Below are 14,784 nucleotides of genomic sequence, written 5' to 3'. Positions count from 1 at the left end.
GCCCCCTCCCACATTTGAAATGCATGCCCCTGTGGGAGGGGGCTTGCCCCCGATGACGGACTGATGGACGCCACTACTGCACCTGATACACCACCGATTTCTCATCCACCACCGCTGTCACGCTCCTTGCCGCAACCCCCTCTCTCGACGCCGTGGAAAAATTCGCCACCAACCGCGTGCCATCGGCAAACGTGGTTTCCTGCACCTGTCGATCCGCCGTCAGCCAGCGAAACCCGGTCATCGCCTGGGTGGCCAGGCGCTCATGCAACGGTCGAAAAAATCGGTCCTGGCGCTGGATCAGCGGCAGCCGCGCCTTGAGCGTCGCGGCACTCAGGTGATACAGCGGCGGCACGTTGTAGAGCAGTTGGGCCAGCTCGTTCTCGGCGCGCACATTGCTCAGTTTGAGGCTGTCGAACAGCCAGTGATGGGTGGTGATCACCGAGCCGTGGAACACCGCCTGATACAGCGGCAGGCGCAGCGTCGGGTCGAAGTAGAGCGTACGAAACGGCTCGTTCAGCGGCACCGACTTGAAGAACACCGCCGGTTGCTCCGGCGGGTACCAGTTACCCACGTAGTAGGGCGACTGCTTGTCCTGGGTCATGTCGCGATCACCCCAGCCCAGCACCGGGGTTTGCATGCCATGGGCGAACAGAATGCCCTGGGCGGTGATGGCGTTGCCGTCTTCGGAGCCTGTCGGCATTTGCAGCGTGGTATTCAGCCAACGGGACGCATCGATATTGCCTTCAGCGTTCTGCGCCTGGGTCATCGGAGCGCTGTCGCGGTAACTGTCGAGCACCATGCTGGTGGCATACGCATCGAGAAACCAGGCATTGAAGCCGGCCCTGGCCTGCACGGCTTTCACCCGCGCTTCCAGCAGAGGCCGCACACAGCGCGGGTCAGTGTAGTGGCCGGACTGCTGGAAGCCGGTCTTGAGTTTGCCGTCCTTCAACACGATGGCGCAGTCGCGGTAGGCCCGGTTGCCCAGGTGGGCGGTGGTCCAGTCGGGGTTTTCGGTGGCGGACAACGCGGTTTGATAGGAATCGTAGGGCGCCATCAGGTAGCCGGCGTCGACGCCGGCGCGGATGGTTTCGGGGTGCCAAAGGCCGCCTTCCCAGCCTTCGCCCAGGGTCAGCATCAAGCGTGGCAAGCCGGCGTCGCGCAAGGTTTGTACCGCCTGGCTGCCCCAGGTGTCGGGGCTATCGCCGAGGGCACCGGCAAAGTCCACGGCCAGTTCGCGACGCAATTCACCGTAGCGGGCGGCAAGACGGCTCATATCAGGCTCGTCCACCTGCCAACTCTGCCGGGCCTTCCTGTTGATCGCGGCGTTGAGGCCGCGCAACAGCACGCTTTGTTCGTAGCGATTCAACCCGCCGGGCTGCGCCAGGATCTTGGCGGAGTCCTTGTCCAACAGGCCTTTGAGCTCATGAGCGCGCAAGCGCTTGAGCAACAGCGGCCAATCACGCACATCCTCCGGCGCCAGCAGGTCATTGCCCCACAGGTAAACATGGCTGGCGCCCAGCAGCTTTTCAGCCCCAGGGGTTTGTCGCAGCTTGTCTGCCAGGGGTTCATAGCGGCCCTGCTCAACCAGCCATTGGCGATAGCGCCTGGCGCCGGCCAGCGGATCGCTTTCGCCCAGGTGCAACAACAGGGTCATGGGGGCGGCAGGTGCGAGCGAGGTGAACTCATGGGTCAACGACAACGCCTGGCCCCGCCAGCGCAGGCGGTTGTTATAGGGATTGGTCAGCAACCAGTTAAGGGTGAAGGCGCCGTGATCGACACCCCACAGCGGCAGGCTGAGGTCCTGGGTGGTGTTGATATCGCCCTGGGCCACCAGGAAAGTGTTCCACGTGGTATTGCCGACCGGCACGTAATGCCCTTCGGCCAGAGGCCACATCAACCCTCGGCCCATGGCGCTCGCCGGCTGCAAAAGTATCGGCAGCTCACCGGCTTCCCGCGCCGTGATCGACAGCACCAGGTCGCGCTGCTCCAGGCTGGCAGTTACCCGATAGGCACCGTCATCCCATTGCCAACTGGCCTGTTGATCGTGTTGTGCAAATTGACTGACGGCACGGGCCGCTACGCCGTTGGAGGCCTGGACCTCTGGCTGGCCGCTGGGTGTCACGCGGATGGCGAGGGTGGCCGGGTCGAGTTCGACTCGCCACAACGGGTTTTCCAATACGGTGCTGGCAAAGGCCACGGGCGACAGCAAGCAGCAACACATCAGCATGGTATGACGCATACGATTCATGGCAGGCGACCGTTGAGAGGTGGAGGCCGGAGGTTAAATCACTCAACGGTCGGCCAGGGTAACAAGCGTCACTTCCAGAAATTTCCCACGGCTCAAATGCCCAGCCGAGATCAACTTGTGGGAGGGGGCAAGCCCGGATGCCAGTCAGTTAAGGAGCAACACTGTAACTGTGGCGAGCGGGCTTGTTGTGATGAGCGGGTTTGTTGTGGCTAGCAGGCTTGTTGTGGCGAGCGGGCTTGCCCCGCGTTGGGCTGCGAAGCAGCCCCAATAAGGCCGCCGCATTTCTTCTGGTAGAACCGGGAGACTGGTTTTAGGGCCGCTACGCGCCCCAACGCGGGGCAAGCCCGCTCGCCACAACAAGCCCGCTCGTCACAACAAGCCCGCTCGCCACAACAAACCCGTTCATCACAACAAGCCCGCTCGCCACAGGTTACTGTTGGGGTTCGCGGATCTTGTACCAGGCCACATACAGCGCCGGCAGGAATAACAGCGTCAGCAAGGTGGCGATGATGATGCCGCCAATCATCGCGTAGGCCATCGGCCCCCAGAACACTTCCCGTGCAATCGGGATCATGCCCAGGCTGGCCGCCGCGGCCGTGAGCAGGATCGGCCGGCGCCGGTGCTCGGTGGCTTGCACCACCGCATCCCACGGCGAATGGCCGGCCACTTCATATTCGTGAATCTGCGTCACCAGGATCACCGAGTTGCGGATGATGATGCCGATCAGCGCGAGAATACCGAGGATCGCCACAAAGCCCATGGGCGTGCCTGTGGGGATCAGCGCCAGCACCACGCCGATCAGTCCCAGCGGCGCGACACTGGCCACCAGGAACATCTTCTGCACACTGTGCAGTTGGATCATCAGGAAGGTCGCCATCAAAAACAGCATCAACGGCACCACGCTGGCAATCGGGCCCTGGGCCTTGCCGCTTTCTTCCACGGTGCCGCCCGTGGCGACCGTGTAGCCCACCGGCAGGCCGGCGCTGAACGCGTCGATCTCGGGCTTGAGCTGCTTGACCAGGTCAGTAGGCTGCATCTCGTCGCGCACCGCCGCCTTGATGGTGATGGTCGGCTTGCGGTCGCGGCGCCACACCAGCGGCTGCTCCAACTCATAGCGCACGGTGGCGAAGGCCAGCAGCGGGATCGAGGTGCCGTTGGGTGTCACGATCTGCAGGTTCTGCAAGGTTTCCGGCGTGCCACGTTCGGCGTCTACGGCGCGGCCGACCACGTTGATCAGGTAGATATCGTCATGCACCTGGGTCACCGAGACCCCGCTGACCACGCTGTTCATCAACTGCGCCACGTCTTCGGATGACAAACCCAACTGCCGCGCCTTGTCCTGGGCGATGTCGACCCTCAGCACTTTGCCCGGCTCGTTCCAGTCGTAAATGATCTCGCCCAGGTGGCTGTTCTTGTCGAGCAAGGTCGCCAATTCGATGGCGTGCTTGCGCACCTGGTCGGTGTCTTTACCGGAAACGCGGTACTGGATCGGCCGCCCCACCGGCGGGCCCATTTCCAGCGGCTGCACAAAGCTGCCGACACCGACAAAATCGTCACGCAGGCGTTTTTGCAGACGCGTGATCAACGCACCGCGCTCTTCCAGGCCCTTACTGACAATCACCAACTGCGCGTAATACGGGTTCTCCAGTTGCTGGTCGAGGGGCAGGTAGAAACGGATCGCGCCCTGGCCAATGTAGGTGCTCCAGCGCGCGATGTCCGGGTCGTCCTTGATGATGGCTTCGAGGCGATCGACCGCCTTGCGGGTTTCATTGATCGAGGCGTTTTGCGGCAGGTTGAGGTCGACGAGGATTTCCGGGCGGTCCGACGACGGGAAGAACTGGTTCTGCACGAACTGCATGGAAAACACCGACGCGGCAAACAGGGCCACGGTGATGCCGATCGCCCACCAACGGTTGCGCATGGCCCAGAGCATACCGCCATTGAACGCGCGGCCGATGCGCCCCGGTTCGTTGCCATGGGGCTTCACATTGGCACTGAGGATATGCACGCCAATCACCGGCGCAAACAGCACCGCCACCACCCACGACACCAGCATCGCCACCGCAATGACCGCGAACAGGGTGAAGGTGTACTCCCCCGCCGAGCTGGCGTTGAGGCCAATCGGGACAAAGCCGGCCACGGTCACCAGCGTGCCGGTGAGCATGGGGAATGCCGTGGACGTGTACGCGTAGGTCGCCGCCTGTTCCTTGGTTTCGCCTTTTTCCAGGCGTGTGATCATCATTTCCACGGTGATCATCGCGTCGTCCACCAACAAGCCAAGGGCGATGATCAACGCGCCCAGCGACACACGCTGCATGGTGATGCCGCTGTATTCCATGAACACGAACACCAGCGCCAGCACCAGCGGGATCGAACACGCCACCACCAGCCCGGCACGCAGGCCGAGGCTGATAAAGCTCACCACCAAGACAATGATCACCGCTTCGAACAGCGCACTGGTAAAGCCGCCGACGGCCTCTTCCACCACTTCGGCCTGGTCGGAGACCTTGTGCACGCCGACGCCCACGGGCAAGTCGGCGGTCAGCTCGTCCATGCGCGTGTGCAGGGCCTCACCGAACGATTGGATATTGCCGCCCTTCTGCATGGCGATAGCCAGGCCGATGGCCGGCTTGCCGTTGAAGCGAAACATCGGCCGCGCCGGGTCGACGTAACCGCGGGTGATCTCGGCGATATCCGCCAGGCGATAGAAGCGATCATTGAGCCGCAGGTTCACGTCGGCCAGGTCTTTTTCCGAAGCAAACTGCCCGGAGGTGCGCACGGAAATCCGCTCCGGCCCAGCCTCGATCACCCCAGCGGGCGTTACGGCGTTCTGCGATTGCAGGCTCTGCACCACCTGGCGCTGGTCAATGCCCAGGGCCGCCAGTTTGCGCGTGGAGAAATTCAGGTAAATCACTTCATCCTGCTGGCCGATCATCTCGACCTTGCCCAACCCCGGCACCGAGCGGATCTCGGCGCGCACCTGCTCCACGTAATCGCGCAGTTGGCGCATCGACAGGCCATCGCCGGTAAACGCATACACCGAGCCGAACACATCACCAAATTCATCGTTGAACGACGGCCCTTGCAGGCCCTGGGGGAAGGTGCCGCGAATATCGTCGAGCTTCTTGCGCACCTGGTACCAGATCTCGGGGATCGCCTTGGCGCTGGTGGTGTCCTTGAGGAACACGAACACCGTGGACTCTCCAGGCCGGGTGTAGCTTTTCACGTAGTCGAGAGAGTCGATCTCTTCGAGTTTTTTCTCGATGCGGTCGGTCACCTGCTTGAGGGTTTCTTCCTGGGTCGCACCCGGCCAGCGGGTCTGGATCACCATGGTCTTGATGGTGAACGAAGGGTCTTCCTCGCGGCCCAGGTTCAGGTAGGAGAACACGCCCATCAGCAGCGCGACGAACATCAGGTACCAGACGAAGGACTGATGCTTGAGGGCCCAGTCGGATAAGTTGAAGCTCCCTTTCATCGCGGGCTGTCCTCGTCGATTTTGACTTTCTGCCCGGGTTTCAGGCTGTTCACGCCGGCGGTGACGATACGCTCGCCGGGGTTGACGCCGCCGTTGAGCAAGGCGCTGTCAGCGTCACGGCTAAGCACGGTGATGTCGCGCGGTTGCACGGTCTGGCTGTGGGTATCGAGCAGCCAAATGCGGGTCTTGCCATCGACTTCCTGCAAGGCGCTCAGGGGCAACTCGATACGTGGGGCGATGGTCGAACTCAAGGTCACACTGATCGCCGTGCCAAGGCGGAACGCGGGCGGTGTTTCGGCCAGGGTCAGCCGCGCCCGACGGGTACGCGTGGCGCTCTGGGCCTGGGGCTCGATCTCGCGCACGGTGGCGGTGGTGTTGATGCTGGGGTCGAGCTGCCCGGCGACGAGGAACACCACGTCCGGCGGCAGGCGCTCGGCAAGGCCGGCGGGCAGGTCGATCACCGCTTCCTTGACATCCGGGCGGGCCAGGGTCACCACTTGCTGGCCGGCGCTGACCACCTGGCCGGCTTCGGCGCTCCAGGCGGTGACAATGCCGCCATGGTCGGTGCGCAGTTCGGCATAGTTGAGCTGGTCCTTGGCCTGGTTGACCGTGGCCTGGGCCTGGTCGAGGCTGGCCTGGGTAGTTTTCAGGTCAGTCTGGGCCGCATCCAATTGGGCTTGGGCGCCGACGCCACGGTTGAACAACGCTTGCTGGCGCCGGGCATTGGCCTGGGCGTTGATAAATTGCGCCTGGACGCGCGCGAGGTCGCCCTGGGCCGCGCGCAGTTGGTTTTGTTGGTCGGTGGGGTCGAGCACGGCGAGCACCGCACCTTTCTCCACTTCGGCGCCCACATCCACGGCGCGCCGGGCGATGCGACCGGGAACACGAAAGCCGAGGTTGCTTTCATAGCGCGCCTGGATGGTGCCAGCGAAACGGCCGAAGGTTTCCTGGTCTTCGGATTTCACTTCCATGGACAGCACCGGGCGCACCGGCTCGGGCGGCGGTTCCTGCTTGGAGCAGCCCGCGAGCAGCAGGCCGGCGATGAGGACAACTGTCAGGTACTTCATGGTTGCACGCCCTGGGCCTGCGCCGTGTCCGGCGCCTGGGCGATCTCGACCTGCATGCCGGGGTGCAGCAATTGCCCGCCCGCCACCACGATTTTTTCGCCACCCTTGAGGCCGTCGCTGATGATCACCTTGCCGGTGAGGTAACGCGCCACGCTGACTTTGTGCAACTGCGCCTTGCCGTCGCCGTCTACCAGCCATACGGCGGGTTCGCTGAGGTCTTTGGTCAGCGCCGCCCATGGCAGTTCGATACTGGCCTTGGCCGGGGCATGGAGAGTGGTGCTGACCACGGCGCCCAGGTCCATGCCCTGGGGCAACGTGTTCAATGCAATCTTCACCTGCAAGGTACCGCTGGCAGCGTTCACCGCCGGGGTGGTCTCGCGGATTCTACCGGTGGCCTGCACGTGCGGCTTATCCAGCAACTTGACCGTCATCACGTCATCATTGGCCGGTTCCACCAGCAACGATTCATACACGTCGAACACCGCGTCACGCTCGCCGTCGCGGGCCAGGCTGAAGATCGGTACGGTGGCCTGCACCACCTGGCCCACTTCCGCCTGGCGTGCGGTAATCACCCCAGGCGCTTCGGCGACCAGGGCGGTGTAGCCCAATTGCTCGCGAGCGTTGGCCAGCTGCGCCTGGGCAGCGGCCAAGGCGCTTTGGCTGCTGCGCAACGCGGCCTGGGCGCTGTCATATTCGCTGCGGCTGGTGTAGCCCTTGGGCAAGAGCTTTTCCTGGCGCACGAAGGCCGCGGCGGCTTGCTTGACCCGCGCCTGCTCGGCCACGACCTGGGCCTGGGCGGAATCGACGTTGGTCTGCAAGTCCTTGGGATCGAGCTTGGCCAGCACTTGCTTGGCGCTGACCCGGTCGCCCACGTCCACCATGCGCTGAATGATCTTGCCGCCCACGCGGAAGGACAAATCGGTTTGCACACGGGCCTGGATATCACCGGTCAGCGTGACGGCCGCAGCGAAATCCGCGGGTTGCACGGTTTGCACAAACACCCGGGAATGCTGCTTGGGTTCGGTTTTTTCCTGACCACAACCACTCAGCAACACCGCCAAACCCATGCCGACCATACAGATGGAAATACGACCGCCCATGCGGACTCCTTGTGCGCGATGCGATGTGCCAGTGTGTATGCGACTGTGAGCTTAGATCAGGGTTCCTTTTCTGCATGGGGAAGGCGTATTGAGGGGGTTTGCTGTGGCGAGCGGGCTTGCCCCGCGTTGGGCTGCGAAGCAGCCCCAAAACCTGGAGATTCAATATGCCTGGATAAACGCAGTGGCCTTATTGGGGCCGCTTCGCAGCCCAACGCGGGGCAAGCCCGCTCGCCACAACAAGCCCCATCACCACAACAAGCCCGCTTGCCACAGTTACAGTTACAGTGTTCCTCCTTAACTGAACGGCATTAGGGCTTGCCTGCGATAGCAGTAAAACAGTCAGCGCAGCATCACCCCTGCCACTTCCCGCCTTCGACAATCACACTCTCAGGCTGGGTGTCGTCGCTCAGTTCTTTGCGCACATATTGGTCATATAACTTGAGCAAGAACTTCTCCTCACCCAGCTTCGCCAACTCGGCATTCACCCAGTCACGCAATTCGATATTGCCCTTCTTCACCGCTGGCGCGATCGGGGCCTCGTCGCCGAGTTTCTGTTCCAACACGCGGTAGCCCGGGTTCTGCTTGGCCCAGCTGAACAGCACTAGGTTGTCTTGCGCGTACGCATCCCCACGCCCGGCCGACAGCGCCTGCAACGACTCGGAGTTTTTCTCGAACTTGAGCAGTTTCCAGTCCGGGTGGTTCTTGGTCAGCCAGATATCGGCCGTGGTGCCGGTGGTGACGATGGTGGTGCGGGTAGCCAGGTCATCCAGGCTCTTGACCGGGCTGTCGTTGGGCACCAGGGCCTGTACCGCGACTTTCAGGTTGGGGTTGGTGAAGTCCACCGCTTCCCTACGCTCCGGGGTCACGGTCATGTTGGCGAGGATCAGGTCGACCTTGTCGCTTTGCAGGAAGGGAATACGGCTGGCCGGCTCGACGGCGACGAATTCGACTTTGTTCTCATCGCCCAGCAAGTCCTTGGCGAATCGGCGGCCGATGTCGGTATCGAAGCCGACGTAGCGCCCGGCTTCGTTAACAAAGCCGAACGGTGGTTTGTCGGTGAACACGCCAACGATGAGTTTGTCGCGCGCCTTGATCTTGTCGATGTAACTCACGGCGGCGGCAGGTTTAGCGGGCTCTTCGGCCTTTTTATCGCAGCCGGCCAGTAAGGCAACGGCAAACAGTGGCAGCAGTAACTTTTTCATATCAGCTCCAGTTCCTGGGTTTTCTTGGGCAGTGTTGAAACAAAGGAGAACTTCTCCAGGAACTGCTGCGCGCGTGCGGTTTGCGGGTTCGTAAAGAATTCTTCGGGGGTGTTGTGTTCGAGGATGCGACCGGCCTCCATGAACACCACGCGGTCGGCCACGGCGCGGGCGAAGGCCATTTCGTGGGTGACGATCAGCAGGGTCATGCCGTCGCGGGCCAGGCCCTGGATCACTTCCAGCACTTCCTTGACCATCTCCGGGTCGAGGGCGGCGGTGACTTCGTCAAACAGCATGACCTGGGGGTTCATGCACAACGAACGGACGATAGCGATGCGTTGCTGCTGGCCGCCGGAAAGCTGGCGCGGGTAGGCGTCGCGCTTGTCGGCCAGGCCGACGCGGTCCAACAGTTTTTCTGCCTGGGCGCGCGCTTCGCGGGGCTCGCGCTTTTGCACTTTCAGCGGGCCAAGCAGCAGGTTGTCGAGCACACTCATATGGGGGAACAGGTGGTAGCTCTGGAACACCATGCCCACATCCTGGCGTACCTGGCGCCAATCCGTGTGTTTAGCCAGCAGCTCCTTGCCGGCAAATCGCAGGCTGCCGCTATGGGCTGCTTCCAAGCCGTTGAGGCAGCGCAGCAACGTGCTTTTGCCACAGCCGCTGGGGCCGAGGATCACCACCACTTCGCCGCTTTGCACACTCAGGTCGATGCCCTTGAGCACCTGCTGGTCGCCGAAGAACTTATTGAAACCCCGGAACTCGATCAGTGCGCTCATGCTTGGCCCCAGCGCCGTTCCAGCAGCTTGGAGGCGGCTGACAACGGGTAGCAGATGAAGAAGAAAAACAGGAACAGCGCGCCGTAGATCAACACCGACTCATAGGTGCGCTCGATGATTTGCTGGCCCACCTTGATCACGTCCACCACACCGATCAGCACCGCCAGGGAGCTGGTCTTGATGATGCGCGTGTAGACGTTGATGGTCGGCGGCGTCATGCGCTTGAGGGCCTGGGGCAGCAGCACGTAGCCGTACAGCTGCGGGGCGGACAGGCCAATCGACAAGCCCGCCTCGCGCTGGCCACGGGGCAGCGAATGCAAAGCGCCGCGCACCACTTCGCCCACCTCGCTGGCGCCCCACAGCGACAGCACCAACACCGCACACCAGAAACTCGGAATGCTCAGGCCGAAGAAAATCGGCAGGCCGAAAAACAGCAGGTACAGCCACACCAGCACCGGGATCGCACGGAACAGCTCCAGGTAAATGCGCAGCAGCCCATTGATCACCGTTTGATTCAACGTGCGCAACACGCCGTACAGCACCCCGCCGACCGTACTGAAAGCGATGCTCAGAAAGGAAATCGACAGGGTTTGCGCAGCGCCCTTACCCAGTTGCGGCAGCGACACCCACAACAATTCAAGACCCGAACTGGCCATGCTGGAGCCTCCTTTCCAGGCGGCTGAGCAGCAGCGACAACGGCAGGAACAGCAGCACGCAAATCAGCGTCAGCACGGCGAGCATTTCGTAAGTCTTGTAGTAGAGAGCGATGTAGCTCTTGGTGGTGTAGAGAATCTCCGGCACCGCCACGGCAGAGACCACGGTGGTCTCCTTGAGCAGGAAGATGAAATTGGCGAACAGCGCCGGCAGGCTGAGGATGCCGGCCTGGGGCAGGATCACATGGCGCAGCAACTGCCAGTCGGACAGACCGATGGATTTGCCCGATTCGACCTGCGCCAGCGGCACCGCTTCCACGCCCGCGCGCAGCACTTCGGTGAGGTAGGCGCCGCCGAGGAAGGTCATGGTGATGATCGCCGCCCAAAACCCGGAAATATTGAAGCCCAGGGCCGGCAGGGCGAAGTACACAAAAAACAGCTGGATCAGCAGCGGGGTGTTACGCGCCAACTCCACATAGAGCCCAACCAGGCGCGACAGGTAAGGCGTGCGAAACACCAGCAAGGCGGCGTTGATCAGCGCCACCAACAGCGAGGTGGCAATGGCGATCAGGCCCACTTGCAGCGTCACCCCCACGGCTTTGAAAAACGCCGGCAGGGTGCTGAGGATAAAAGCGAAATCGAAGGTCATCTTGAGTCCATGACGCCGCAGGGGTAATGCAGCGAGTGCCGTCCAGGCCGGCGTGGGTAACGCCGGGTAGCGCGAACTCTAAAGGTATAAAAAATAAAATTTAAATACCGAAATAGCATATTGATATCACCCAAAAAGATAACCGCCGGATTCGCGGGTTTTCCAAGTGACGGCTATGGTTGGGGGGTCTGTGTTTCGAAGGAATGAACAATGAACAAAGCGAAGCCGATTGATCCGCAGGAGCTGGTGAAATGGTTGGTGGCGTTGCGCAGGGCGATCAATAGCCGGGATCTCTAAAACACCGTAGATCCCATGTGGGAGGGGGCTTGCCCCCGATAGCAGTGGCTCAGTCAATGCATCTGTGACTGACATACCGCCATCGGGGGCAAGCCCCCTCCCACAGTTTTTATTGCATTCCAAATTCCAGGCATAAAAAACGCCGACGCTGTAGTAGCCGTCGGCGTTGAAACCTTGAAGGGGTTTGGGCTTACATCAGAACGCTGGCACGACTGCGCCGTTGTACTTCTTCTCGATGAAAGCTTTGACTTCCGGGCTGGTCAGCGCCTTGGCCAATTTCTGGATAGCGGCGCTGTCCTTGTTGTCCGGGCGAGCCACCAGGAAGTTCACGTAAGGCGACTTGGCGTCTTCGATGATCAGCGCGTCTTTCGCTGGGTTGAGGCCAGCTTCCAGGGCGTAGTTGGTGTTGATCACATCGAGGTCGACCTGGTCCAGCACACGTGGCAGCAGGGCCGATTCCAGCTCCTTGAATTTCAGGTGCTTGGGGTTGTCCTTGATGTCTTTCGGCGTGGACAGCGCGTTGGTCGGGTCTTTGAGCGTAATCAGACCATTCTTTTGCAACAGCAACAGGGCACGACCGCTGTTGGAGCCTTCGTTCGGGATGGCAACGGTGGCGCCGTCCTTGAGCTCGGAAATATTCTTGATCTTTTTCGAGTAGCCACCGATGGGTTCAACATGCACACCGATCACGGTGACCAGGTTGGTGCCCTTGCCCTTGTTGAAGTTTTCCAGGTACGGCAGGGTCTGGAAGTAGTTGGCGTCCAGACGCTTCTCGGCCACTTGAGTGTTGGGTTGAACGTAGTCGGTGAAGACTTTGATTTCCAGGTCCACGCCTTCTTTGGCCAGGGTCGGCTTGACCAGCTCAAGGATCTCCGCGTGCGGGATCGGAGTGGCAGCCACCACCAGTTTTTCGTTGGCCTGGGCGAAGCTTGCAGTCAGGGCAGCCGCCAGTGCGGTAAACAACAGAACCTTTTTCATGCAGTGTCCTTATTGGAATTGCGGGGCGTCTCTGACGACCGTTTTGATGAGAAGTGCCAGCGAAGTGCTATCGCGGCATGCAAGCGACAATACCTAGATTTTTTATTCCCGAACAATATCTTTTATTCACGTTGATATTCCATTTTGTTCATGTAGAAAGCGGCGCAAGGTTTCCTGCTCGGCGGGGCTGGCGTTATCGAATATTCGCTGCACCTGTTCAAGGGGCGAACCGGCCACGGGCAGATTCAGATGCTCCGGCAGAATCTCATCGCCGCTGCTGACCAGCAGCGCAAAGTGAATGACGTTCTCCAACTCGCGGGTATTGCCCGGCCAGCTGTGGTGTTCCAATACGCGCTGGGCGGCGTCACTGATCAACGGCACCGGCAGGTCCAGGCGCTGGCTGTAGATACCGAGGAAGTACTCGGCCAGGGACAGGATATCGCCGACCCGCTCGCGCAATGCCGGCAATTCCAGCTGGCCTTCGCTCAGGTAATGGAACAGCCGCTCATGAAACTTGCCGGCAGCCACGGCTTGGGCCAGGTCGATGCTGGTGGCTGCTACCAGGCGCACATCCACCGGGCTTGGCTGATGCGCACCGACGCGAGTGACTTCGTGGTTTTCCAGGGCGGCAAGCAACTTGACCTGGATCGGCAGCGGCAAATCGCCGATTTCATCCAGGTACAAGGTGCCGCCATTGGCCGACCCGAACCAGCCGGCACGGCTGCTCGCCGCGCCGCTGTGGGCGCCGGCAGCGTAGCCGAACAACTCGGCATCGGCGTAGGTCGGGCTGATGGCGCCGCAATTGACCGAGACAAACAGCCCGGCGCGATCGCTGCCACGATGGATATGCCGCGCCAGCAGCTCTTTACCGCTACCGGTCTCGCCGCGAATCAATACGGGCAAGGCACGGGGGGCGAGGTTTTCCAGCTCTTCGCGCAGTTGCCGCGAACGCGGGTCGACAAACACCAGCGCCTTGGCGCGGATGCTCAGCGGGCTTTTTTCGGCGTCGGGGAAGGTCAGCAGGGGCTGACCGAAGGTTTCATGCAGGCTCATGGCAGGCTCCCGCCCCAAATCCGCTCAGGGACGGGGCGTTTAAAAAATATCAGGCAGTGCGCCGGGCGTGATGTTCGAGGCGGCTTTGCAAGCGATACAGGTAGGCGAAGCCTTGCTCCCAGCGTTGGTGACCGGACTTCACATTGATATGCCCGGCCCCCGAGAGAATGCCGGCTTCGGCCCCCCAGTTGCGGGCCAATTCCAGGGCCCGGGGGGCGCTGACGGCGCTGTCGTTATCGGAACTGACCACCTGGCTGGGAAACGGCAACAGGTCGGTCGGGATCGGCGCAAAGTTGCGCAGGGCAGGCGAGCACGCCGGACGTTCGACGTCCGCCGGAGCTACCAGCAAGGCACCGCGCACCTGCCGCAGGAACTGCACCGGGGCAGTGGCCGCCCAATGGGCCACGGTGATGCAGCCCAGGCTATGGGCGATCAGAATCACCGGCGTGCTGTCGGCGGCAATCGCCTCGGCCAGCGCGGCGACCCAGTCTTCACGGCGCGGCGTGAGCCAATCGGCCTGCTCCACGCGTGCGCTGTTGGGCAGGCTGTTCTGCCAGTGACTTTGCCAATGATCTTCTGGCGATCCTTGCCAGCCCGGCACGATCAGATAACGAATCAACTCGCTGTGCATGGGTGTGCCCTCCTGCAGCGTTTAACGTTGTAGGACAGTATAGGGACGAGGGTTATATTCGTTAAGGAATAAGAAGCTATTTATTAATAACCAAAAAACCAATCCTGCATGAGATCAAAATGTGGGAGGGGGCTTGCCCCCGATGGCAGTGGGTCAGCCACCTATTTTTAGCTGACGGACCGCTATCGGGGGCAAGCCCCCTCCCACATTGACTCGATTTCACATTCAACTTGCAGTGGTTTTAGATGACGTGATTGGTACGAGGCATGCAGTCGATGGTGCGATCCACCACGGTCTTGGCCATTTCCAGCAAATGCCACACCGCATGGACTTTCGCGCGGTCGTGCGGCTGCAGGTGCTCACAACAGTCCCATACGGTGGCCGAGGCGCTGCGGATCAGGTGAGCGATATAAAGTTGGGCGTCTTCGAAACTGAGGTTTTCGTTGGCGACAAGGCAGTCAACGGGTGGGTCGGGAAGTGCTTTGGTCATGGTGTAACTCCTATTGAACACGGGAGCGACCACTAACGCTGCTAAACGATAGGTGGCAGCTGTACGCGGGTTAGCAGACTGGCCAATAGGAACACCAGCGCACCCGAGGGTGCCCCACGCACAGCCACCATAAACGCGGATGTGAACCGTGTGCCTATTGAACTCAGG

At 61.4% G+C, this 14,784-nt stretch carries 12 protein-coding genes; all 12 read right to left on the bottom strand.

The window, feature by feature from the left end:
• Nucleotides 1-73: 73 nt before the first annotated feature.
• Complete coding sequence (locus AB7933_RS02685) at nt 74-2,248, bottom strand: glycoside hydrolase (protein ID WP_024072776.1); 2,175 nt, start codon at nt 2,246-2,248, stop codon at nt 74-76.
• A 430-nt stretch (nt 2,249-2,678) separates the two neighbouring features.
• Nucleotides 2,679-5,723 (bottom strand): efflux RND transporter permease subunit, encoded by a 3,045-nt coding sequence (locus tag AB7933_RS02680; RefSeq protein WP_024072775.1) that lies wholly within the window; start codon nt 5,721-5,723, stop codon nt 2,679-2,681.
• Nucleotides 5,720-6,790, bottom strand: coding sequence for an efflux RND transporter periplasmic adaptor subunit (locus tag AB7933_RS02675; RefSeq protein ID WP_024072774.1), 1,071 nt, complete (start codon nt 6,788-6,790; stop codon nt 5,720-5,722). Before AB7933_RS02675 ends, AB7933_RS02680 begins: the two co-directional genes overlap by 4 nt.
• Entirely contained in the window at nt 6,787-7,890 is a 1,104-nt protein-coding gene (locus AB7933_RS02670) for an efflux RND transporter periplasmic adaptor subunit (RefSeq protein WP_024072773.1), read from the bottom strand. The genes AB7933_RS02675 and AB7933_RS02670 overlap by 4 nt, the downstream gene beginning before the upstream one ends.
• 350 nt (nt 7,891-8,240) lie before the next feature.
• Nucleotides 8,241-9,092: a transporter substrate-binding domain-containing protein gene (locus AB7933_RS02665; RefSeq protein WP_024072772.1), complete on the bottom strand. Its 852-nt coding sequence runs from the start codon at nt 9,090-9,092 to the stop codon at nt 8,241-8,243.
• Entirely contained in the window at nt 9,089-9,865 is a 777-nt protein-coding gene (locus AB7933_RS02660; protein ID WP_024072771.1) for an amino acid ABC transporter ATP-binding protein, read from the bottom strand. Before AB7933_RS02660 ends, AB7933_RS02665 begins: the two co-directional genes overlap by 4 nt.
• Entirely contained in the window at nt 9,862-10,521 is a 660-nt protein-coding gene (locus AB7933_RS02655; protein WP_024072770.1) for an amino acid ABC transporter permease, read from the bottom strand. Before AB7933_RS02655 ends, AB7933_RS02660 begins: the two co-directional genes overlap by 4 nt.
• The gene (locus AB7933_RS02650; protein WP_024072769.1) at nt 10,502-11,167 is read right to left on the bottom strand and encodes an amino acid ABC transporter permease; all 666 of its coding nucleotides are present in this window, start codon (nt 11,165-11,167) and stop codon (nt 10,502-10,504) included. Before AB7933_RS02650 ends, AB7933_RS02655 begins: the two co-directional genes overlap by 20 nt.
• Nucleotides 11,168-11,659: 492 nt before the next feature.
• On the bottom strand, nt 11,660-12,442 hold the full coding sequence (locus tag AB7933_RS02645) for a MetQ/NlpA family ABC transporter substrate-binding protein (RefSeq protein ID WP_024072768.1): 783 nt from the start codon (nt 12,440-12,442) through the stop codon (nt 11,660-11,662).
• A 126-nt stretch (nt 12,443-12,568) separates the two neighbouring features.
• Nucleotides 12,569-13,495: a sigma 54-interacting transcriptional regulator gene (locus tag AB7933_RS02640; protein WP_024072767.1), complete on the bottom strand. Its 927-nt coding sequence runs from the start codon at nt 13,493-13,495 to the stop codon at nt 12,569-12,571.
• 49 nt (nt 13,496-13,544) lie between these two features.
• Nucleotides 13,545-14,126: an alpha/beta hydrolase gene (locus AB7933_RS02635; protein WP_024072766.1), complete on the bottom strand. Its 582-nt coding sequence runs from the start codon at nt 14,124-14,126 to the stop codon at nt 13,545-13,547.
• Nucleotides 14,127-14,367: 241 nt separating this feature from the next.
• Nucleotides 14,368-14,616 carry a hypothetical protein gene (locus AB7933_RS02630; protein WP_024072765.1) on the bottom strand — a complete coding sequence of 83 codons (249 nt, stop codon included), beginning with the start codon at nt 14,614-14,616 and terminating at the stop codon, nt 14,368-14,370.
• Nucleotides 14,617-14,784 lie beyond the last annotated feature (168 nt).

The organism is Pseudomonas gorinensis, assembly GCF_042015035.1.
GTDB lineage: Bacteria > Pseudomonadota > Gammaproteobacteria > Pseudomonadales > Pseudomonadaceae > Aquipseudomonas > Aquipseudomonas gorinensis.
Note: the sequence above shows the minus strand (reverse complement) of the source record. Positions and strands in the feature narration are given on the sequence as shown.